The sequence below is a fragment of the Cyclobacterium qasimii M12-11B genome, assembly GCF_000427295.1.
In the GTDB taxonomy this organism is placed as follows: Bacteria; Bacteroidota; Bacteroidia; order Cytophagales; family Cyclobacteriaceae; genus Cyclobacterium; species Cyclobacterium qasimii.
Window position 1 is genome coordinate 38,334 of the sequence record NZ_ATNM01000105.1, and the last position, 22,463, is coordinate 60,796.

Below are 22,463 nucleotides of genomic sequence, written 5' to 3' on the forward strand. Positions count from 1 at the left end.
TGACATCATTGGTTGTCTTTAAGATTTTGTCATTAAAAAAATGCTAGCACCTGCTTGATTCAAAGGCAAAACAGGTGCTAGCCATTAAAATGCATAAGATTTAAATCCATAGCCTATGCTGACTTTTGAGTCGTGACGGCATTTAATTTATTGGGATTATAAGAAGGAGTGGTATAGAGTTTCACTCAACCCATTGGCTGAATGCCAGTTTTGCTCTTTCTAACAGTTTTCATAAGACTGTAATTACAAACTCCGTTTCCTTCATGCTTTATTTTGTTTTCGGAGAGAAGGACAACTATTATTTTTCTGGTTTCTTCCTCGTCAAGGCCAATTTTCTCCCCAAGGTCAATTTCATTTATCCGACCTTTGTTCTCTATTAATGCTTTGAAGTAATGTGCTTTATTTTTCATAAGGTGCTTTTTTTTAATTGCGATCATCATGTGTGGACTAAAAGGCAATAGGTTGCAGTCATTTTCAGTGATCCGAATAAGTTCTAACAATGTTTCTCTTCGTTCACTATTTTCCATGTTGGCAAAATAATTTTTGTCTAACCAGGACATTCCCTCGACCGCATAGGTATTCAGATGGATGAATTCCTGGCTCAAGAATTCATCTTTGAGTTGCATGGGATTATGATAATAGGCTTCAGCCAATAGCCATGGAAAATCGCAGGGTGGGTTGTGTATTCCTGAAGTCAATTCTTCTTTACACATTTCGAAAAATGATTTTTTGTGAATTAAACCATTCAGTAGCCCAACCAAAGTTGACGCCGTATAGTTGATCGCGAAACCCAAAACAATACCGTTGTTTTTAAAACCCGTTTTGCTTCGCGGACTGTTAATTCCCTGTCTTCCTTTTTTTGAAGATGGTAAAGTGGTCCATGGAGAATGATCAGGTCGGCGAAATTATTTGGGAATTCTAATTTTCTAGACTCACCTCTGTGAACATGAAATTTATTGCTCGTTTTATTGGCCCTTTTTAAGGCGATTTTAATATGCTTATCAACAGGTTCTACCATATGGACTTTATGTCCTTTTTTGGCAAGCCATTCCGAATACTTTCCAGTACCGCCACCTATGTCTATGATACAGGAAGAGGAGGAGGGCAAGTATTTATTTATAAGTGATTTTATTCTTTCAAATTCAAATATACCCATTCCTTTATCCAGGCGGGTTTCTTCGGAAGCTTTGGTGTAAAAATGGTTGATATTGTTATTTATTAACTGTTTACTTTTCATTTTAAACATTATTGTTCCACACATATTTAAATGATGCGGCAATTGATTGAATAATTAAAAAGGGTATAATTATCTGTTCATAGGAGATCAGGCGATTCCCATGGAGCAATTGCTCGTTAAACGAGTTTGCCTTTTAAAAAAGACACAGATAATATGTTGATTTCAGTAAAACAGATGATAAAGGTAGGGGATAAGATTTAATTTTTCCTGGTTTTGCAGGTTTTTTTAAGATGGCGCTACATTCTGGTTTAGGTTTAGAAAGTAGATATGTTTAAGCCAGATTTTGCCTCTTAGCTTTCTTAACCGGATGAATTACAGGATATGAGCCATAAATGCCTATTGCCGAAAATCCCCCTTGCTCCGTTCAAGGGGGATTTTGTTACGTTTGGATTTGGCAGATGCGGTCTACCTGCTAGCTTTCTCAGCCGGATGAATTGGAGAAAATAAGCCATGAAATAACAATTCCGCAATCCCCTCTATTGGCAGGTGATTTTGATGCGTTTGGATTTAGCGGATATCAAATAAATAAGGCTTGTATTTTAAACAACCCCGTCCATTCTTAAAATTTACTTCTCCAACACATCCACACTATCTACCGGGCTCAGTTGAACTACCTCTTCCAGAAACTTTATGCTTTCCTGTAGTACCTCGTCCCAACTTTCCGTTTTCAAACTTGAAGCGATCACATGGTCACCGGCCTCAGGGAAAGCTACTTTCCGCTTTTTGTCCTCAGGGGTACTTACACTGGCATACATGTCCAGCATGGCAGGAACTGATACCACCTTGTCCTGCTCTTCCTCATTTTTATAGTAATAGGCCAGAAACAGCGGTTGTTTGACTTTTTCAAAGGTTTCCTTGTTCATCTTACTTTTTAGCAGCACAGCCAGACTTGTATAGGCATTGATGTGCAGTTTTCTTGCCCAATACTTTCCTTCTTCGGCATCTCTTTCTACCACTTGCACACCATCTTTATTGGTCATGGTCATCTTCATCAACTGCTTCATCCAAGGCTGAAACAAGGGATCCAGCCGATCCTCATAGATCGCGATGCATGGAGAGTACAATACCAGCGAATGAATTTCAGGCCTTTCCTCAGCCAGAATCAATGACAAAGCGCCACCCATAGAGGTTCCTACTACAATCACGCTATCGCCCAATTGCCTGCTGATCATATAAGCCCTTCTTGCACCTTCCACCAGGCTTTTGGCATCCAGGTGTTCAAAGGCATTTGCTCGCTCTATGCCGTGCTCCGGTAGTCTGGCAAGGTAGAGGTTGGCACCAAAATGTTTGGCCAATTGCTGATGCACAGGATCACCTTCCATCTGGCTTGCACCAAAACCGTGTACGTAGAGAATACTGTAAGGGGTTTTCTCCTTTTTCTCAGGGTCAGCCCAGACAATTCGGGCTTCATTATTAGGTTTCAGGCCTTGCACAGAGTCTTCACCCTGCTTTATATAGGCTTCCAGTTCAGTGAGATTTGATGGCACTTCAGGATAAGTACCGGATAGGTCCTGAATGCTTTCTTTTGGTCCGAGCATATAAAAGATGACAATAAAGATGGCTGAACCCATCAGCCAGGGAAGGATTCTTTTCATGATTTTATTTTTGATGTCTTCGTATGAGGCGACTACTCCTCGTACCATGGCAGAACTGAAGCCATGGTGCTCCATTTCATTTAAGCCCTTAATGGTAGAGCCTTTTGGCGTCGTTACCTTATCGATGGCTGCTTCAGGGTGAATGCCTTTCTGAATAATCAATTCAGCAGCACCTTTTACGGTCTGCGTCACAATTTTATTGGCTGTTTTGGCATCAAAGCCTATTTGGATCCCTCCCTGTGTCATGGCACGCATAAAGCGCAAGACAAAAGCAGTACCGCAAGCCCCCAATACAGTGGCCGCTTCCATCAGGTGTTCTTCTATGGTGATGCTAATGCCTACACTGTTGAAGATGGCTATGACCGCATCTTCAGTTTTCTGGTCAAATCCATCACCGCAAATACAGGTAATGGATTCTTTAATATCTGCTGCAATATTGGGCATTACCCTGAACACGGTGGTGCCTGGTTCAAGTTCTTCCTTGATTGTCTGAAGGGTGACTCCTGCAGCCAGGGAGGCGATTACTTGCTTGTCTTTCTTTAATAATGGTTTTATTTCCTGCAGTACAGGTTGAATATTATAGGGTTTTAAACCCAGGATAACGAAGTCGGCATCTTTTACAGCCTCCTTATTGTCTGCCAATACGGTGACTCCCTGGGATTCCAGATAGAATAAACTTTCCGGATGCCTTTTAGTGACGATTAACCTTTTTCCATCAAACCCATCTGTACTCAATAAGCCGTTAGCTATAGATAGCCCCAGGTTTCCGCAACCGATGATGGCTATTTTTGTATTATTGTCCATTTATATAATCCTTATTTAAAATCCAGCTCTAAATTTACTCATAATTTATGAGATTTCTGGAATGCCAATTTATTTGATGGCTTGGATTTGTTGTGTGTAAATGTAAAAATTCGGGTCTACTTCAATGGAGGATTTAGCTTCTAACTTATCAGTGCTTTTCCAGTCACTTTCCGGATCAATCCAATGCGCCTTTTCTTTTTGATTGATTTTAAGCGGCATGGCAAAATTGGCAACGGTATTTTCCCATCGGTAATACAATTTGTTATCCTTCCAGTAATATTGAAAAATCGGCACCTTTTCCGTTCGAAGGTACTGGTCAAAGAAAGAATGGAGTTGAAAGCCTATCTCCTCAGCCAAAAAGGTTTCTATATCAACTGTAGTTACCGTTTGATGGTAAAAAACCTGGTTCATTTTTCGTAAAATTCCTCTCCATTTTTCATCATTGTCAATCCATTGTCGAAGGGTATGGAGGATATTGGCTCCTTTGAAATACATGTCGCCGGAACCCCGCTGATTTACATCATAATCCCCAATAATGGGGCCATCGTTTCTTATGATATTCCTAGCCCCTTGAAGGTATTGATTTCCGGCAATAACTCCATAGTGATAGTCTAGGAAAAGACTTTCCGAATAAGTGGTGAAACTTTCATGAATCCACATGTCAGCAATGTCTTTATAGGTAATGTTATTGGCAAACCACTCATGTCCTGCTTCATGTATGATGATATAGTCAAAGGTAAGTCCCCAGCCTGTTTCACTAAAATCCTTGCCATTGTACCCATTGGCATAGCCATTGCCATAGGTGACAGCCGACTGGTGTTCCATGCCAAGATAAGGCACTTCGATTAGCTTAAAACCATCCTCATAAAAAGGGTAGGGGCCAAACCAATGTTCGAAAGCCCGCATCAGTCGGGGTGCATCCCTAAATTGCACCTTGGCTTTTTCGAGGTTTTCCTTTAGTACATAATAGTCCAGGCTCAATCGCCCTTTTTCACCCTGATACATTTCTGAAAAATGCGCATAATCTGCTATGCTCAGGTTTACCCCATAATTGGCTATTGGATTGCTTACAAACCAGTGGTAAGTGCTTTTCTTGTCCTGGTGTTTTTCTATTTCACGAAGCCTGCCATTGGATACGTTCATAAGCGGATCGGGCACTTTTACACTGATCAGCATGCTATCAGGTTCGTCGTACATGTGGTCCTTACATGGCCACCAGAGACTAGCTCCATCCCCTTGATTGGAATTTGCGATAAAGGGTTTTCCTTTCTCATCTTTTTCCCAGGTTAAACCACCAGTCCAGGGAGGGTTGGGACTTATTTTTGGGGTGCCGCTGTAGGTAACCTCCAGGAAATGTAAATCACCTTCCTTTTGATGCTCTACAAGGGTGACAAAATAGGCATTGCCATCCTTTTTAAAATCCAAAGACTTTCCATTTTGGGAAAAACCCTTAATTTTCATTGGCTGTTGCAAATCAATTTGCATTGTTTTCCCAGGCTTCAATACCTTGTAATATATGGTATTGCTTCCTTCAATGGATTTTTGTTTGGGATTGACCTCGATGTCGAGATGGTAATAAATCAGGTCCCACCATTCCCTTTCAGGGGTAATGCTTCCACGCAAGCTATCCTGTCTGGAATAAGTATGTCCTGAATGTTGGGCCATGCCCGAGGACATAGCTAATAGGGTGAAAAAAAGAAGCGTCAGGGCAAAGGTTATTTTTTGCAAAGGTTTTTTCATTAACTGTTATAGGATTTATTCATACCTGTCATTAACATCCAAATTTACCAACTCAATCATCAACTCTGCGATTTTTTGACTGGTATCCTTTAGGAAGCGTTCGCCTTTTTCAGCTGTAGAAGCTTTAGGGTTTCCGATTCCAGTATCTTCGGTGACCATGGACCATCTTCTTTCAGCCCAAGCCCAGCCTTCACGAATAGCTTTGACTTTTGATTTCTTGTCTTTACCCTCCCCAGCTTCATCTAGAGGTAGAACCAAATGACTGTGAAGGTGCATGATAAGACTGGTTTCCATTTCGTCAGCATGGTCTCCCATATGCTCAAAATATTGAGGCTTGTCCATGGCTTGAAACCAATTGCAGGTGCTGAAGAACATATCAGGAAATAACAAGCCTATTTCTCTCAGCATGGTTTTAAAATCATTGCCACCATGACTGTTTAAAATTAGCAGTTTAGGAATTCCTTGTCGATGTAAAACCGTTATTAAGTCTTTCAAAATGGCCAATTGAGTGCTTGGGTTTAGGTTCATGTCCAAGTAGATGTCCGATTGGCCCGTGTTTACACCAAAAGGTATGGTAGGCAGTATCATCACTTTCGCCCCGGCTTCCCAGGCTATCTTACCGGCAGCAGCTCCAAACGCATCTGCTTCATAGACATCTGTCCCATAGGGAAGGTGGTAATTATGGGCTTCAGTAGCTCCCCAAGGCAATACTGCCAACTCAATTTTTTCTTCTTTAAGTGCTTTCCAGTTCGTTTCAGCCAGGATGTAAGGTCTCATTGATAAAATGTTTTGGATGAGGCATATTTTCTAAAAATGTAAATAAACCATAAATTTTTAGAATTCCCATCCCTAAAATTCCTTAGTTCCCTTTATATTGCGGGTATAAAATGTAACGCTGACAATAAACAATAGAATAAAATAAACCATCTTATCATGTCACAAACAAAAAACAATAGAAGAGACTTTGTTAAAAAAAGTATCTTAGGAACAGTTGGAGGGGTAGTTTTGGCTGGATCCAACCTGAAAGCTGAAACCCTGCCTTTTGCCAAACCAGCAGACCTTAAATTGGCATTTGCGGGTTATACTTTTAAAAATTTCGATCTTGATGAAACCATAAAAATGATACAAAAAGTAGATGTAAACTACCTTTGTATCAAGGATTTTCATTTGCCTTTGGATAGTACGGATGCAGAAATTGCCTCCTTTCACAAGCGCTTGGCAGATGCGGACATTAAAGGTTATGCGGTAGGTCCTATCTATTCTAAAACGCAAGAGGCCTTAGACATAGCATTCGATTATGCCAAAAAGGTTGGTGTAGACATGATTGTAGGCATTCCAAGTATAGAAGATTTACCTTACCTAGATGGCAAAGTAAAAGAATACAATATTAGGTTTGCCATACATAATCATGGTCCTGAAGATAAATTGTATCCAAATGCCACCGTTATCATGAGCCATATTAAAGATTTGGATGAACGAATCGGGATGTGTTTTGATATTGGACACAATATGCGTGATGGACATGATCCTGTAGCAGACATTAAAAAATACAAAAGCCGCATCTTTGATTTGCACCTGAAAAATGTTTCTAAGGCAGAGGCTGATGGCAAAACAGTTGAGCTTGGAAGAGGCGTTATCGATATTCCTGCAGTGGTGAAAATGCTTGCAAAAACCAATTATGAAGGACATTTAGCCATGGAATATGAAAAAGACATGAAAGCTCCAATGGCCGGTATTGCTGAATCGGTAGGTTATTACAGAGGCGTAGTGGATGCCTTAGGCTGAAAATGAATTGCCATTAAAAAACACGGGTAGCTCAACTATAGTAGGGCTACTCGTATTTTTTTGCAATTTCCTTAAGTGTTTCTTTAATCGTTTTTTCATCAATCCACTGCCCTCTGGCCATTACTCCTAGTGGCTTCTTTAAGTTAGTCAGATCATCCAGCGGGTTTTCCTTAAGCAGAATCAAATCCGCTTCCTTTCCTTCTTCTATTTCACCGAAGTTCCCGTCAAAAAATAGGGCTGGGTTAATTGTTCCCGTTTGTAGTATTTCTAGTGGCCTCAAGCCAGCAGTTAGCATTCCTTGCATTTCATGGTGGATTGAAAATCCAGGAACATTAAAGACCTGAGGAGCATCGGAGCCCAGAAGCAAACCCTGACCATCCTCGTGCAAGGCTTTGATCAATTGATACCGTAATTGATTGAATTGCTTCCATTTTGCCTCATCGAAATTGTCAGCTTTGGTCAGGTTATTTTTACTGTTCACCCATTTCTCCCTGGTTTCGGGGCTCATGTATTGCATTTCTTCCTGGGAAACCAATTCTTCAGCCGGAATTGGGGAGAACCAACGCTCAAAAAGAGACTGTGTAGGGACTACCCATACCTTGTTTTTTTTGCTTAAAGCTACCAATTCAGGGATTGTATTTGGGTCGGCTAATTCTGTAAAGTTATAGCCAAAGAAACCATTTTCCGTAGGGTTAACGCCTGCTGATTCTGGAACCAAACCTTCAATAAATCCGTCGACATGATCAATTGTTTGATAGGAATTGGTCAATGCATGTCTGACCCTGACCAAATTGGAAACATGTCCAGCAAAGGGTATCCCATATTCCATCGAGGCCACCACAATGGTATCAAATACATGTTTTCTGATACCCGGATGGAGTTTTAGAAAATCGTAACCTGCTTTTGCATAGTTTCTGACCTTTTTGCGTGCTTCCTCCGGAGTAGGTACGGTATTCCCATTTAATGAAGGGCTGGAAGTAAAGATTCTTGGAGATAGAATTTCCTGGTTTGCTGCTTTCTCTCTTAAAGGAAGGTGAACATCATTTCCAAGCATGCCTCTAATGGTGGTGACCCCATTGGAAAGGTACAAGAACAGGGTTTCTTGCACCAAGGGATCATCCCATGGTTTGTCTGGAATGTGGGCATGCATTTCTGCTAATCCTGGAAGTAGATAATTTCCTTTGCCTTCTATTACTGTGGCCTGGGCAAAATCCACTTCTTCCTCCAGGGAGAGTATCTGCTCAATTTCTTTTCCATTAATGATGACATGAGCAGGAGTGATGGCTCCCGATCTGACATCTACTATATTTACTTCCTTAAAAACGATCTGATCAGCCGTTAAAACCTGGCTTTCTTTTTTAGTAGTACAACCGAAAATGGTTATTATCAGTAAAAGGTTAAGCAAATGATTTTTCATGAAATGCTATCGTTTTCTGGTTAGCGGATATATTTCTGGTTTAATTTATACCAACAGTAAAATTTTACCGATATGCTTGGAACTCTCTAGTAGTTTGTGTGCCTCGGATGCCTCTTCTAGTGGGAAAGCTGTGTGAATAACAGGTTTGATTTTATCTGGAAATAAAGGCCAAATTCTCGCCATTAATTGGGTAGCGATATGTCCTTTGTATTCCTTCGACTGAGGCCTAAGGGTAGATCCTGTGAGTACCAGTTCCCTGGTCATTATTCGAAGTAAATCTACTTCCCCAATTTTGTTCTTCATGGCATTGATCATGACTAACCGCCCTTTCCGGTTCAATAGGCGAAGGTTTTTGAGGGTGTATTCTCCACCGACCATGTCCAGAATTATATCTATTCCTTTTGTGCCAAGGGCTTCTTTGATGGCTATTTCGAAGTCTTGTTCCTTGTAATTGATCGCCAGACTGGCACCCAGTTCAAGGCAGGTTTCACATTTTTCTGCAGAACCTGCGGTAACTACTGCTTGACCATTCATGGCTGTGATCATTTGTATGGCGGCGACTCCAATACCACTGCTTCCTCCATGGATGAGGACGGTTTCATCTTTTTTGAATTTGCCAATTTCAAAAACATTGTTCCAAACCGTAAAAAAGGTTTCTGGAAGGGAAGCTGCTTCTTCTAGACTAAGCCCCTCAGGAATAGTCAAACATTGCTCCTGTGGGGCAGATGCATATTCCGCATAACCACCCCCACTTATCAAAGCGCATATTTCGTCCCCGATTTCCCAAGTCTTTACATTTTCGCCAAATCCAGCCACCCAGCCTGATACTTCCAGTCCTGGGATATCCTTTGATGCACCTTCAGGGGCAGGATAATTTCCTTGCCGCTGCGCTATATCAGGCCTGTTGATCCCGGCTGCCCTTACTTTTATTAAAATTTCATCTTGTCCAATTTCTGGTATATCCCTTACTGTGATTTTTAAAACCTCAGGTCCTCCAGGTTGTGTGATAACTACTGCTTTCATAATCTATTTGATGACCAAAAGTGGAATATGTGTGTGGTAAACCATTTTCGCACTGTGGCTATGTTTGAAAATAAAATCGAGAAAGCCTCTGTCCTTGGAAAACATGACCAGTAAGCTATCTGACTTATTCTTGATATAATTTTCTAACCCTTTATCTGTATTTACTTCTTGAAGTTTTTCAAAACTAAACTCACTGTCTGGGAAATTCTCATTTAGATAGGCTTCCAAACCTTTAAAAATGATGTTTTTATTGAAATCCGGCTTATTTTCAACATGAATAATTTTATAGGGCAAGTTCCATGTTTCTGTAAGAGTAATCAGTTTTTTAAAAATACCTTCCTTTTCATTTTTCAAATCAACGGCTACTTTGATGTTTTTTATGCTTTCGAAAGAAGAACAAAATGGTACGGCTATAACAGGTATTGCACTTTCCTTGATAACTGTGGCAGTATTTGAGCCTATAAGATTTTTCTTAATCCCACTAGCGCCCTGAGTACCCATGATGATAAGATCATAATCACCGTTATTGGCAGTAGTGAAAATGGCAGTGGAGACCGTTCCTTGGATAATTTTGAAATCAATGTCTACGGCATCTCCTATTTTTTCTTTTATTCTCTTTAATTCAGATTTGGCATTATTTTCGATTGTTTGAGCCATTCTAACAGCTTCGGCTGCAAAGTCATAGACGGCAAAATAGGAGAAGATTAACGTGATGGAAGAACATTGTTGGTGGGCATAGGCCACAGCAAATGCCAGTGCATTGTCTGCATTTTCTGAGAAATCAGTTGGAACAAGGATCTTCATAGTGAGCTTATAGTTTCCATTAAGTTAATGAATATTAATCTAATTTACACAATGATTTAAATCATATATCTTTGTGTGATAGAAGCATCAAACTTAAAAAATTATGTTCGAATATAATAAAGACAAACACTATCCAAAGGAAACTGAAAGTAGAGTGGTCATTAGGTTTCAGGATTGTGATCCTTTACAGCATCTCAATAATGCGAAGTATTTCGATTATTTTTTCAATGCCAGGGAGGATCAGGTTCCTAAACTATATGGTGTGGAGATGATGGATTTTATCCGGAAATACCAGGCTGCATGGGTGGTTTACAACCACAACATTTCCTATATCAGGCCAGCGCGTGTAGGCGAGTGGATCAGGATAATGAGCAGGGTAATATGGCATGACCATCATACGGTGATCGTTGAGTATTACATGACGGATGACAATAAGGAGGAGCTAAAAACATTGATGTGGACCACTATGCGCTATGTAGACATGAAACAGGGTAAATCCTTGGACCATTCAGGCGCTGTCAAAGATTTTTTATTGGCAACTACTGATGAGGTGGATATGAATGAAACTACATTCAAATCTAGAATTAAAGATATCAAAACAAACCTTTTAAAACCTTAAAGAGGTCGTGATTTTGTTGCAGTAAAAAGGCCACAATACCACCGGAAATATTTATCGTTAACCACTTAACCAGGAGCTTACACTCTTGGTTTTGTTATTTTGCCCAATGGGGCTATTGGAATGTCAGGAATCAATTAAACCCTTCAATTCCTTGTGATAACTGTAAGTCACTATAGGGTTAGATGGAAATTAGAAATAGGATTGATAACCTTCAATAGGGAACATAAGGTCTATTTCCTATTTCAATATAAGGTTTAACTGAATAAACTGTAACGGATAATTAGCCTGTCGCCTGATTTCCATTTAATCCATCCTTGGTCCAAAGTAGCAAAGTTACTGTCTGTCAGGTTTACTTTAAGCCAATCTCCCCGAACGGCGATCGGTTGAAGGAATTCATAGGCTTTGACATTTTCCGAAGCGTTGTCCAATGGTTTTATCCTTATTTTCTGTGGGTACTCCTCAAGGATTTCCACGCTATTGATGTTAAGGATGAATTCAGGCCAGTAAATCAGGTCGCCACTAAATTTGTCGATCAGAACGGTTTGACCAGTTTTTCGATTGATTTCCACTTCTAGCATAAACTTACCGGAAGTAAGTACTTTTATCAACAACCGATCATAATCTAGTTTTGATATTTCTGGGAAAAAGTAAGGGGGTGCATATTGGATATCGTAATGTCCATGTTGGGTTTTAATAAAAACCAAACTGTCTATAGCTTCTCCAATGCCATTCCACGCATCGGGATCTGATGGGGTATAAAAATACAATTTGTCATTTTCCGTAAAATTTGGACTAAAGAACCCCTGTCCCATTTCATTTTCAAATTGAATAGTATGGACGGGCTGGACCGGGATGGTGGGTTTTGGCGTAATTTGCTTTTGTTGCGCAGGAACTTTATTTTTCTCCATCTCTAAATGTCTCAGGTACCCAAGAAACATTAAAATTGACAATACAATGAATAGTAGGAAGTTGCTATAAACGATGATTTTGTTTTAATCTACCTGCTAGTATTATCGCTATTATTAAAGCTCCAATAGCATACATAAGGGCATTTCCAAGGACAATGGCTCCGCCAGCAAGTCCTTGATTTTTGCCTACACCCATGTATTTTGAGAAAAGACCTCCCAAAATGAAAAACACGATTATTGTGAGAAAGTAGAATAAAAAACTGGAACCTCTTAGTGCTTTTTTCATGGTTCACTTAGTTATAAAACCCGAAGTTGATAATGGCTTTTTGTAGTTGGTACAATAGCTGCTTGGCCCAATAGGTAGGTGACCGGACCGTAATAATTTGAACAAAGCAATTATTGACGATTACTGAACTGGTAGAAATCCCTTTATTCCTTTTGTAGAAAAAAGAATAAATAATACACGAGTCATCGTAGGTGGTATTGATTTTTGCCTTATAAAATTAAATATTTTTAATAAAAAACAAAATAAATAATCAATGTATATTGGTGTATGCCAAATGTGTTTTGATTTAGCCCGTGTCCGAAGAGGTTGGAAAAAGTAGTATTTGGAGTTAACTAAGCTTGAGATTTTGTCAGCAGTGTTGCTGAAAGAAAAAGCAACAATACCGCCAAAATCGGATTCTTCTCGATGTTTTCTACCAAGGGCTGACACCCCTGACTTTGATATTTCGCCCCATTGGGGCTAGTAAAATGGTAGGAATTAACCGCATCTTTCAATTCCTTAGGAATACTTAAAGCCCTTATATAGTTAGAGATAATATTAAGGCATTAATGGGTGACGTTTATTAGCTATTTATTATCGTGAGCTTGGCAAGTGATAGAAGGTTTATTGTCTATTTCGGGTTAATTAACTATGTACAATTGGTCATTTACAGCCCTGTGAAGAACACTGTCCGACCAGGCATAAGCAGGGGGAATTTCACCTGAGAAGTAGGTTTTTGTAGGATAGGATAAAGCAGGGATCTGATAAGTATCTGTAATTCGAAGTACATTCAGTAACTCCAATGCGAAATCTCTTCCATTTTTTGGACTCGGTTGATCGTGTGTCTCGGGTGGGTTTGACAGGTACATGTTTTCACATTTCTCATCCATCATGGCCGCATACATGGCTATGGCTGCCATGCCATCTCTTCCTGCAATACTGATTTTTGTAGGGTCTACTTCTGGCAAAGTCCTGCAAAATTCCAGGGCTCTCATGGCGTCATATATTTGCATTGAAGCAGGCGTTCTACCAATCCAGGCAGCGGATCTTCTGACATGCCAATCGAGTTCTGGCGCCCATCCGACTTCACCAACACCTCTGACTTCTAAGTAGGCGATGTTGTGATTTTCGGCCAGCTTATTGGCATAACCTTCACTTTCCCATCTTTCTTCTCCGGGGCTTCTTAGGACTAGAAGGAGTGGAGATTTTTTATCTTGAGGCTGCCTGTAAAATATATTCACTTTGAGTCGCCAGCCCTTTTCACTGTTGAAACTGTAGGTATTATTGCCGAATTTGGATAAATCTGCTGTTCTGTATATCATTTCGCCATCAAAAGCCATCGCTGAATCAGGAAATGCCCCAAAGGTTCTGGATTTAAGGTAGTCTTTAACTTTGTTTTGATGGGCATTGAGTGCTTCACGGCTGTTTATTATTGGTGGCTCAGCTGTTTTGATGAAAGAATTCTGTATGGTTTTGGTAAGGTCAGTTTCCGGAGGCGTGCCATTGTATACATTCAGGCTATCCGCAGGCAGTAAATTTTCAGCATTGGTTTCTATATCCGCTATAGTTTCAGACGCTACTTTTTTATCCATAAGGTGTTGAAGAAAAAAGGAGAAGATGGCCTTTCTGGAAACGGGATGGTAGGAATGACCTCCGGGCGTTTCCACCAAAGAAACATTTTTTTCCGAATCAAATTCACCGTAGAATTTTGATAAAGTCTTGTAAAACTGATGTGTTGACTCAATCCCATAGAGTTCGTCCCGGTCAGACTGTGCGATAAGCAAGGGTCTTGGTGCTATTAATGCGCCGATATCGGTAAAATCTATTTGAAAACCATTGTTGATCATCATGCAATCGCAATGCCCGTCAATCCTTCTTTCCCCCACTTGGGAATCCATTGTCCCTGCTCCACAAACGGGTGCTGTGGCTTTTACTCTTGGATCTGCTGCAGCAAAATACCAGCTTTGGGAACCACCACCGGATATTCCTGTTGCACCAATGTTTTCCATGTCTACATCAGCACGCGTTGCCAGATAGTCCAGGCCCCTGATGGCATTCCATAACTCTACAGCTGCAGGATTATAGCCTCTAGAGTACCAATTGAACCACCCCTTGTTGTAAGCTCCCCAATGATTTCCCCAAACCTCACCGAATTGAATGGTGTCAAAAATCAAAGTGACAAAACCCAGCTCGGCCAATCTTCTTGCATGGGCCTGATAATTTACTTTTTGACCATGAGAATGTCCTGAAAGATAAATTACGGCAGCACGTGGTTTTTTTATATTGTCAGGGACATAGAGATTTGCAGGTACAAAAAGATCAGGAAGAGACTCGTAATAAAATTTTTCAATACGAAAGCCTTTTTGCTGTAGGGTGCCACTAGGGTAAATCTTCGGAGGATCTCTTTCCTCGTCCATGCTGAAACCCATCATTTCTATAAATTGATCGTATCTCACAGGTCGAATTGAATCCCAGTCCGTTAATGAAGAGGATCTTGAAGAGAAACCGTTCGATAGGCTTTCGGCTTCCTGATTTAGGTAATGCATGATATTATTATGAGCCGTCTCTTTTACGGCTTTTGGCGCCTCTTCTTTGCATGCTGAGGTGCATAATAATAGTAAGCTGATGGGGATCAGGATTAAATATTTCATTTTTGAGAATTCAATGAGATAGTAAGATAACAATTGCAATTTTTTAAAGCCAATACTTTCTCAATACTGTCATGGTACGACAATTAAAAGTAGCAAAGGGATCAAAAGAAGTTTTATTGTAGCCATTGCGCTATTAAGCAAATGATGAAAATATAAATACGCTTCGATTTGATTTTAAGGGGAATATACTAGATATTGAATAAGGTTTTGTCTATTTATGATAGGATGGCAATATGAGCTATAAGGTGCATCTCTGATTGGTTATTGTGTCTTTAGTATAAACAGAAGTTGGATGGATTTGGTCTTCCATTATAAGGATTGGGATGTTGAATTAGGCCAGTTTTTATCATAAAATGATTACACTTCTTTTAACAATGTTTTGTTTGTATGAATATGAAATTGAACGAAGAACAAATTGCGCAATACCACAAAGATGGCTATGTACTTGTAAAGGGTTTTTGTAGCACAGAAGAAACCAATAAACTTTATAAAGTAGCTATAGAGGATGAGGCGATGGGAAAAAACGCCATGGATCTAAATGATCAGTCTGGAAAGAAGACCAAGCTTTCCTTGTGGTTTAAGCCTGGGAATGACGTTTTTGGTTATTTGACCAGGAGTGAAAAAATGGTGACTTCTGTGGGGCATTTGCTCGAAGGGGAGGCGCCTGTTTGCCACTTTCATTCCAAACTGATGCAGAAGGAGCCCAAAGTAGGCGGAGCATGGGAATGGCATCAGGATTACGGTTACTGGTACAAAAACCAATTTATGTTTCCCGACCAATTGATCAGTGTGATGGTGGCATTAACAGAAGCAAACAAACAAAATGGCTGTTTGCAAGTGATTAAAGGGTCTCATAAGCTTGGAAGGGTAAATCATGGGTTTGCTGGAGAACAGGTAGGTGCGGATATGGTAATGGTGGAAAATGCCTTGAAAACCATGGAACTTGTGTACTGTGAGATAGATCCAGGTGATGCCTTGTTTTTCCATAGCAACTTGTTGCACAGATCAGCAGCCAACCTTTCGGATTCTCCAAGATGGTCGATTATATCCTGTTTTAATTCTCAATCCAATATTGCTTACAGCGAAACTTCTACCGCTTGGAGAGAAGCTATAGTACCGATTCCTGACGAAGCCATTTTGAATTGGAAGGCTGATTCTCTTTCAAATGCAGATTTTCTCAAGAAGGAAAATGACCCTGCTTTGAAAAAACAGGCTGGGAGTAATGTATAATGAGCTGAGGGAAACAATAGAATTGACCAGATGGAAATGGAACAATCTGGTCAATTAAAAACCAAGTGCTAGTTGGCCACTTCCATTTTGACTTTTAGTTTTTAAGTTTTCTCCAGCAGTGTTGGCAAATAGCTCGTCTACTTTATCTGTAGGAATCGCTACATAAGTAGCATTGTCAAGAATACTGATCTTGCCTATATCACTTCCTTTTAATGCGCCTTTTTTAGTGAAAAAACCAACGACATCGCCCTTACTGATTTTGTTCTTTTTACCAACGCTGATATAAACACAGGTTAGATTGGAAGGTTCAGGAACTTTGAAGTCCTGACGAAGTTCGTATTCTGGCAGGTTACTGTCTACATAGTCTGGCAAAGACTCATCATTGGCAAGCACCAGGTAACTTTGTCCTTCAGCCATCATTCTGGCCGTTCTTCCATTTCTATGAATAAAGGCATCCTTCTTTGGTGGAAGCTGGTAGTGCACGATATGCTTGATTTCAGGGATGTCTAGTCCTCTGGAAGCAAGGTCGGTGGCGATAAGCAAGGAGTGCGTACCACTTCTGAATTTGATCAGGTTTTTTTCCCTGTCGATTTGCTCCATTCCGCCATGTAAAACGGCATGTTCGAAGCCAAAATCTGTTAAGAGAAGGCTAATTCGATCTACTGCGTCCCGGTGATTACAAAAAACCAAGGTGCTTTCTTGTCCAAAATCAGCAACAAGCCGCATCAAAGTGTCTATTTTTTCTACACTTGAGGTTCTGACTAGTTGTAAGAGCAAAGTCATGACTTCGTCATCCTTTAAGAAATTCACCTTTTCATAAGTCCTAAAAGGAAGAAATTCAGGTATGTTTTCAAGTGCGGTAGCAGAAGTTAGGAAATATTTTTGTTCTTCACCAAGGCCTTCAAAAATAACACTTAGTTGTTCATGGAAACCAAATTGTAAGGATTTATCAAATTCGTCAAGAATCACCATGGTGATGTTTAGGCCCTTTAAGTTGCCTTTTTGAGCATGCTCTGACAATCTTCCTGGGGTACCTATTACTACCTGAGGTTTTTCTATTAACCTATTCTCTTCCGTCCTCATGGAGTGGCCACCATAGCAAATGCATGCATGGAAGTCAGTCTTCAATGACTTGAAGACCTCTGTAATTTGGATTGCCAACTCTCTTGAAGGTATGATTATTAGGGCAGTTGAATCAGAAATTGCCGATTGCAAATGCTGCACCATTGGTATAAGGAATGCCAGGGTTTTTCCTGAACCTGTTGGAGCCAAAAGCATTAAAGGGGTGTTAGCATTGGCTTTTTCCATGAACTCCAATTGCATCTTATTGAAACTGTCTAAAGAAAGCCTATTTAAAAAAGTCTCCTTACTTGTTTGCTTATTCGTCTCCATGGTGCAAAGATACAGATAGGTAGCGAGACAAAGATGTTTTATGCAAAGAATTAAAATGACAATACAGCAACAAATTTAATTTGTTGCTGTATTGTCATTGTTTTAAGTATGTTTTGGTAGCTCCTTGTCTATCCTGATTTATTAGTTTCTTGTTAAGATTTTGAATTGGTCCATTACCTTGTAGGTAGCTCTGGTCAAGTCAATATGGATATTGGGGGAGTTGTAATCGAAGTAGGCTGAAGTATATCCTTGCCAAATTGTATTTCCTTTTTTATGGTCTATTACCAATACCACAAGCATGCCGTCGTTTTGGGTATATTTAATGGCATTGTAATTTTCACCTCTTTTTTGCCTTTCCAAGCTGTCCAGAACGGATTCTTCTACAAGTTCAATGCCTTGCTTTTTTAGCCAATAATCAAAATTTGGTTGATTGTAACCTCTGTATCGGACCTCGCTCATGTAGAGCTTGTGTATGATAAGTAGGTCGGGATTGTTGTCTCTTTCTCTAAATCCCTGAGACCCCAAACGGGAAGAAATTGATTTTTCAATGATTCCGGTGAAATCTCTTTCGTTTTTCCCTTCTTCTGCCACAAATCCAAAGGTTTTGTATTTTTTAAAGGTTCCCCTGTAGTTATAATCGTACTCTGCGATAAAATCTCTCTGTGACAAACAGGCTGAAGTTATTATCAGTAAAACAAAGATAAGGTAGTTGAAGTTTTTCATACATTTTTCCTGAGAAGAAGTGAAGCAATTTAATCTAAAATATTTCCGAGATAAATTCCAATAAATTGGTCAAAATATAAAATTGTAATCTTAAAATAAACTTCAGAATTAAATTTTTGTTTAGGGTTTTCTCACTAATAATAGAATTAATGTTAGTGAATTTCAGTATTAAATCCAAGTTATTGACTGAATATTGAATAAACTTATGATACTGAATACTAACGGACTATAAAAAGTGGCTTTCTGAGATTTAAATTGGAATTAAATCTGTGTAGTCTAAAATCCTGTTCCGCTCTAAATCGAGTTAAACTAAAAATGGCAGCCAATTCTGGCTGCCATTTTTAGTCTTCTAAAATAAATGCTGAATGAAATAGTGTGATTTATCAGCTTTGATTTTCTATGAAATCACCAAAAGTAAGGTACTCCTCATATTTGGCTTTATAGATTTTGGCGTTTGCAGGATTGGGATAGTATACTTTATCGAATCCATTCCCCATTGCTGCTATTGCACCTGTGACAGTAGGGTAAATGCCTGCGGCAGTAGCAGCGTATATGGCAGCGCCCAATGCCGGAGCTTGTTCTGATTTAGCTACTTTGATAGGCATATCAAGTACGTCTGCGAGTGTTTGCATGACCAGGGTTGATTTTTTAGCCACTCCACCGAGTCCTATTACTTGCTGTATGGTTACACCTTCTTGTCTAAACCTTTCAATTATTCTTTTAGACCCAAAGCAGATACTTTCTACCAAGGCTTTAAAAACATGCGCTGCGTCTGAGCCCATATCTAGCCCTTTTATGGCGCCTTTGAGGTTTTGATTGGCGTCTGGAGTCCTTCTTCCATTGATCCAGTCCAAGGCTAATACCTGGGTGGATTCTGGTGATATTTTTTCAGCTTCATTAGAAAGTGTCAAAATCAAATTCTCCTCTAATAGGTCGATCGTTTGATTTTTCAAAGCTTCATCAAGGGAAGAATCATTAATTGTATTTCTTACAGGTTTGAGCAATAACTTTACAAACCAGGCCAAAACATCACCAAAAGCGGATTGTCCCGCCTCAAGTCCTATTTTACCAGGAATTACCGAACCATCCACCTGACCACAAATTCCTTTTACCGTTTTTCTTCCAGTGATTCATAAGAACTAACCATAATGTCGCAGGTAGAGGTTCCCATGACTTTTACGAGCGTACCTTCTTCTACTTCACCTCCAATTGCTCCAGCATGTGCATCAAAAGTGCCCACAGCCACTGGAGTTCCTTCATCCAAATCAAGTTTTAAGGCCCATTCTTTGGATAATAATCCGGCTGCCTGATCAGATGTATAGGTTTCTTTGTAAAGTTGCTCTTTCAATTTCACCAACCTTGGATCTAATTTCTCCAGGAATTCAGCATCAGGAAGACCTCCCCAGCTTTCATGCCAGAGGGCTTTATGACCTGCAGCACACCTACTTCTTTTAAAAGCTACAGGGTCAGTTCCACCAATAAGTGTATAAGTCAAATAATCACAATGTTCCATCCAGGAATAAGCCGCTTCGGCCACCTCAGGGTCTTCCCTTATGATATGGAGAATTTTTGCCCAGAACCATTCGGAGGAGTAAATCCCCCCTTCATATTTAGTAAAATCTTCACCTCCCCAAGTTCTGGCCAGGTGATTGATTTCATCAGCTTCTGCAATGGCTGTGTGGTCTTTCCATAAGATCATTTGTGCATTGGGGTTTTCCGAAAACTTTTCAGAAAGTGCCAATGCTTGGCCATCTTTATTTACGGGTAGGGGAGAGGAGCCAGTAGTGTCTACACACAATCCTTTTATTTGAGATTTTTCCAAGCCTGATTTTTGAACTACGGCTTTTACAGTATGCGTTAGGCCCTCCAGGTGATCTTTCGGATGTTGCCTGTATTGGTTTTTTGTTGGATCGCAATATTCCCCAGCTTTCCAGCGTGGGTAGTTATACACTTCGGAGGCAAGGGTGACACCATCACGGGCATTGACTAAAATGGACCTGACAGAATCCGTTCCATAGTCTATACCCAATACATAATTGTCCATATTAATTATTTTGGATTGTTAAAAGCGAGAAAATAAACTTGAAATTGGCAGTGACTTTTCAAAGTTGCGCTGAAATATCAAAATAAATCAACCGGTACTACTTGTCCTATCAGCATAGCCATGCTAAGCTTCATTCTCCAAATGGTATGATTTACTTGAGATTTGAGTACGGGTTATGAATCTTTATGCGTATTTCGAGTTTGATGTAAAAATATACGGAAAAAATCAAAAATGGCCCATCAGGACCTATAAAAAACGGAGACTTTCTCTTAAATGACGCTTGGGTTTTTAATCCTCATCAAGTTGATGCCAGGTTTGAATTTCTAAAATCTTATTTTCCTCGGTTTTGATGGCCATGTGGTACTCGTAAGAAATGGATTTTAAAGTTTTGCTATCCAGAGCTGAAAATACTGTCCATACCAAAGTCCAATCTCCTTTTAAAATGCCACGATTTACACGAATACTGGTAAGTTTAGGTTCACTAAACGAAAGGTGGTTCATGAGGTTGTGCTCTGATTTCCAGTGGGTAATCTCTTCAATACTGTTGTGAATAGAATCTGTATTCGTATTGATGCATTTAAATTCAGGATGGATAATTTCCTTTATATAGTCATAGCTTTCCAGCTGAAGCCCCTTAAGGTATTTTTTTATTAACTCTTGATCACTTCCCTCTGTAGGATTTTTAGTTACAGGAGGATTGCGATCATCCTTGTTTTTTTGAATCTGGTCCTCATATTTGCTTGAATACAAATATCCAGGAAGGAAAGCGAGTGCTAAAGAGTTTTTAATGTTGGTCATGTTCGGGTATCAATCTTAAAAGAATTATTTAAGGTGATTTATATGTAGATTTAATAGCAACATTTCAAATGGTAATGTTTTTATTTACAATTATACGCATAATAAATTCAATTTTAATGGTTTATTGGGTGATATTTTGTAAATGGATGCTAGGGAATATAGCTTTATTTTTCAGCTTTTAATACGTTTTAAGCTACTTTTCTTTCATCATTGTACCAAGTTTAGGGCAATGAAAATTCCAAAAATGATAGAATGGGGATTTCTTAGGTTAGAATATCTTCCCTTTTGCACAGTGCATTTCAATGTTATGTAGATATTTAAGTACTGGAATAACTCGATTTTATTTGAGTACTCATCTTTCCATTTTGAATTTTCTTAAATAGAAAAAGCTGTTTTTAGTGGTTTTAGGATAACCTTAACCAAATTTTTTAAAGAAAATATTTTCAGCTTCTGATGTTCCTATAAGTATGATTTCGTCATCTTTATTTAAAACGGAATTGGGCTCTGGGTTTAAGATTAACTTACCTTTTTGTTGCAATGCAATGATGGTACATCCTGTAACCTGACGAACACATGAGGAGGCAATCGATTTACCTATCAGTTGATCAGGGACCTGTATTTTAATCAAATCAAGTCCTTCGGCAACCATTAGAATGTCACTTTTTTTCAATAAATTATAAATTGCGTTTGCACCCATTGAAGCATAGGACATTACAAAGTCCGCTCCTGCTCTATGCATGGTGTCCAGATTTCTTTCCTTGGTAGACCTGGTGATTATTTGAATGTCAGGCCTTAATTTTCTGCAATAAATACTGAGATAGGCATTGATGTCATCATCGTGAGTAGTGATTATTACACATGGTGCATTATTGATTCCAGCTTCTACAAGGACCTCCAGGTTTGCCGCATCCCCATAAATGTATTTACCATTGGATTTGATTCTTTCTTTTTGTTTTTCAACTATTTTATATTCTAAATTTCTTGCTTCAAGGGCTTCACCAGTGGCCCTTCCTACTCTTCCTCCTCCGATGATTAGAAGCGGGTAGGTAGTGTCTTTTTGGATACTAAAAAGTGCGTTGTACGCTTTGATTTGGTCAGAAGTTCCAGCCAAAACCAATACTGAGTTAGCGGTGATTATTTCATCAGGACGAGCTGTATGAAACGCACCTCTGACCCAAAAACCCAATACACTTACACCTACAGTCTCACGGAGCTTGGTTTCCCGTAAGCTTTTGCCGACCAAGATAGACCCTGAAACGGTAGCTTCTGCTATGCTTAATTCTTCAAATTTGCCAATTATCATAGCGTTGGCTTTGCCAACACTCGCCCTTCTTGAAAGTGATGTGCCCATCATTTTTCCCAGACTCAATACATTGTTACAACCTGCCAGACCGAGGATGTCCTCCGAGGCCTCAAAATTGCAGGTAG

At 39.6% G+C, this 22,463-nt stretch carries 18 protein-coding genes and 2 pseudogenes; 3 read left to right on the forward strand and 17 right to left on the reverse strand.

Features of this window, described 5'->3' with window-relative positions; all coding sequences use genetic code 11:
• Positions 1-185: 185 nt before the first annotated feature.
• The 6 genes and pseudogenes from ADICYQ_RS28535 to ADICYQ_RS11380 form a co-directional block, all read right to left on the reverse strand.
• Positions 186-713, reverse strand: a complete 528-nt coding sequence (locus tag ADICYQ_RS28535; RefSeq protein WP_020892888.1) for a hypothetical protein — start codon at positions 711-713, stop codon at positions 186-188.
• A gap of 32 nt (positions 714-745) precedes the next feature.
• A complete protein-coding gene (locus tag ADICYQ_RS27660) occupies positions 746-1,237 on the reverse strand; it encodes a class I SAM-dependent methyltransferase (protein WP_200861889.1) in 492 nt (163 codons plus the stop codon).
• 566 nt (positions 1,238-1,803) lie between these two features.
• Complete coding sequence (locus ADICYQ_RS11365; protein WP_040415892.1) at positions 1,804-2,832, reverse strand: alpha/beta hydrolase; 1,029 nt, start codon at positions 2,830-2,832, stop codon at positions 1,804-1,806.
• Between the two features lie 9 nt (positions 2,833-2,841).
• Positions 2,842-3,636 (reverse strand): annotated as a pseudogene (gene proC, locus ADICYQ_RS11370) (pyrroline-5-carboxylate reductase); the annotation flags it as partial.
• Between the two features lie 69 nt (positions 3,637-3,705).
• Positions 3,706-5,376 (reverse strand): M1 family metallopeptidase, encoded by a 1,671-nt coding sequence (locus tag ADICYQ_RS11375; RefSeq protein WP_020892894.1) that lies wholly within the window; start codon positions 5,374-5,376, stop codon positions 3,706-3,708.
• 15 nt (positions 5,377-5,391) lie between these two features.
• Positions 5,392-6,153: a creatininase family protein gene (locus ADICYQ_RS11380; RefSeq protein ID WP_020892895.1), complete on the reverse strand. Its 762-nt coding sequence runs from the start codon at positions 6,151-6,153 to the stop codon at positions 5,392-5,394.
• Between the two features lie 156 nt (positions 6,154-6,309).
• On the opposite strand from ADICYQ_RS11380, the gene ADICYQ_RS11385 reads away from it, so the two are divergent.
• On the forward strand, positions 6,310-7,161 hold the full coding sequence (locus tag ADICYQ_RS11385) for a sugar phosphate isomerase/epimerase family protein (protein ID WP_020892896.1): 852 nt from the start codon (positions 6,310-6,312) through the stop codon (positions 7,159-7,161).
• Between the two features lie 46 nt (positions 7,162-7,207).
• Here the strand turns inward: ADICYQ_RS11385 and ADICYQ_RS11390 are convergent, their stop codons facing one another.
• The 3 genes from ADICYQ_RS11390 to ADICYQ_RS11400 are packed head-to-tail and all read right to left on the reverse strand — an operon-like array spanning position 7,208 to position 10,405.
• Positions 7,208-8,578: an amidohydrolase family protein gene (locus tag ADICYQ_RS11390; protein WP_020892897.1), complete on the reverse strand. Its 1,371-nt coding sequence runs from the start codon at positions 8,576-8,578 to the stop codon at positions 7,208-7,210.
• Positions 8,579-8,623: 45 nt separating this feature from the next.
• Entirely contained in the window at positions 8,624-9,601 is a 978-nt protein-coding gene (locus ADICYQ_RS11395; protein WP_020892898.1) for an NAD(P)H-quinone oxidoreductase, read from the reverse strand.
• A 3-nt stretch (positions 9,602-9,604) separates the two neighbouring features.
• Positions 9,605-10,405: a universal stress protein gene (locus tag ADICYQ_RS11400; RefSeq protein ID WP_020892899.1), complete on the reverse strand. Its 801-nt coding sequence runs from the start codon at positions 10,403-10,405 to the stop codon at positions 9,605-9,607.
• A gap of 103 nt (positions 10,406-10,508) precedes the next feature.
• Here ADICYQ_RS11400 and ADICYQ_RS11405 point away from each other — a divergent pair, with 103 nt between their 5' ends.
• Positions 10,509-11,024: an acyl-CoA thioesterase gene (locus ADICYQ_RS11405; protein ID WP_020892900.1), complete on the forward strand. Its 516-nt coding sequence runs from the start codon at positions 10,509-10,511 to the stop codon at positions 11,022-11,024.
• Positions 11,025-11,278: 254 nt separating this feature from the next.
• On the opposite strand, the gene ADICYQ_RS11410 is transcribed toward ADICYQ_RS11405, so the two are convergent.
• The 3 genes from ADICYQ_RS11410 to ADICYQ_RS25965 all read right to left on the reverse strand — a co-directional run bounded on the left by ADICYQ_RS11410 (position 11,279) and on the right by ADICYQ_RS25965 (position 14,848).
• Positions 11,279-11,932 (reverse strand): hypothetical protein, encoded by a 654-nt coding sequence (locus ADICYQ_RS11410; RefSeq protein ID WP_020892901.1) that lies wholly within the window; start codon positions 11,930-11,932, stop codon positions 11,279-11,281.
• Between the two features lie 64 nt (positions 11,933-11,996).
• Positions 11,997-12,218 carry a hypothetical protein gene (locus ADICYQ_RS11415; RefSeq protein ID WP_020892902.1) on the reverse strand — a complete coding sequence of 74 codons (222 nt, stop codon included), beginning with the start codon at positions 12,216-12,218 and terminating at the stop codon, positions 11,997-11,999.
• A 620-nt stretch (positions 12,219-12,838) separates the two neighbouring features.
• A complete protein-coding gene (locus ADICYQ_RS25965; protein ID WP_051160181.1) occupies positions 12,839-14,848 on the reverse strand; it encodes an alpha/beta hydrolase in 2,010 nt (669 codons plus the stop codon).
• A 393-nt stretch (positions 14,849-15,241) separates the two neighbouring features.
• On the opposite strand from ADICYQ_RS25965, the gene ADICYQ_RS11425 reads away from it, so the two are divergent.
• Positions 15,242-16,078, forward strand: coding sequence for a phytanoyl-CoA dioxygenase family protein (locus tag ADICYQ_RS11425; protein ID WP_235114589.1), 837 nt, complete (start codon positions 15,242-15,244; stop codon positions 16,076-16,078).
• Between the two features lie 54 nt (positions 16,079-16,132).
• On the opposite strand, the gene ADICYQ_RS11430 is transcribed toward ADICYQ_RS11425, so the two are convergent.
• From ADICYQ_RS11430 to ADICYQ_RS11450, 5 genes and pseudogenes are all read right to left on the reverse strand, one after another.
• Positions 16,133-17,470: a DEAD/DEAH box helicase gene (locus tag ADICYQ_RS11430; RefSeq protein WP_020892906.1), complete on the reverse strand. Its 1,338-nt coding sequence runs from the start codon at positions 17,468-17,470 to the stop codon at positions 16,133-16,135.
• A gap of 141 nt (positions 17,471-17,611) precedes the next feature.
• Positions 17,612-18,193: a DUF4136 domain-containing protein gene (locus ADICYQ_RS11435; RefSeq protein ID WP_040415886.1), complete on the reverse strand. Its 582-nt coding sequence runs from the start codon at positions 18,191-18,193 to the stop codon at positions 17,612-17,614.
• Positions 18,194-18,576: 383 nt separating this feature from the next.
• Positions 18,577-20,237 (reverse strand): annotated as a pseudogene (locus ADICYQ_RS11440) (ribulokinase).
• Between the two features lie 288 nt (positions 20,238-20,525).
• Positions 20,526-21,035, reverse strand: coding sequence for a hypothetical protein (locus tag ADICYQ_RS11445; protein WP_020892910.1), 510 nt, complete (start codon positions 21,033-21,035; stop codon positions 20,526-20,528).
• Between the two features lie 415 nt (positions 21,036-21,450).
• On the reverse strand, positions 21,451-22,463 hold a 1,013-nt coding region (locus ADICYQ_RS11450), incomplete at its 5' end, for a potassium channel family protein (protein WP_040415888.1).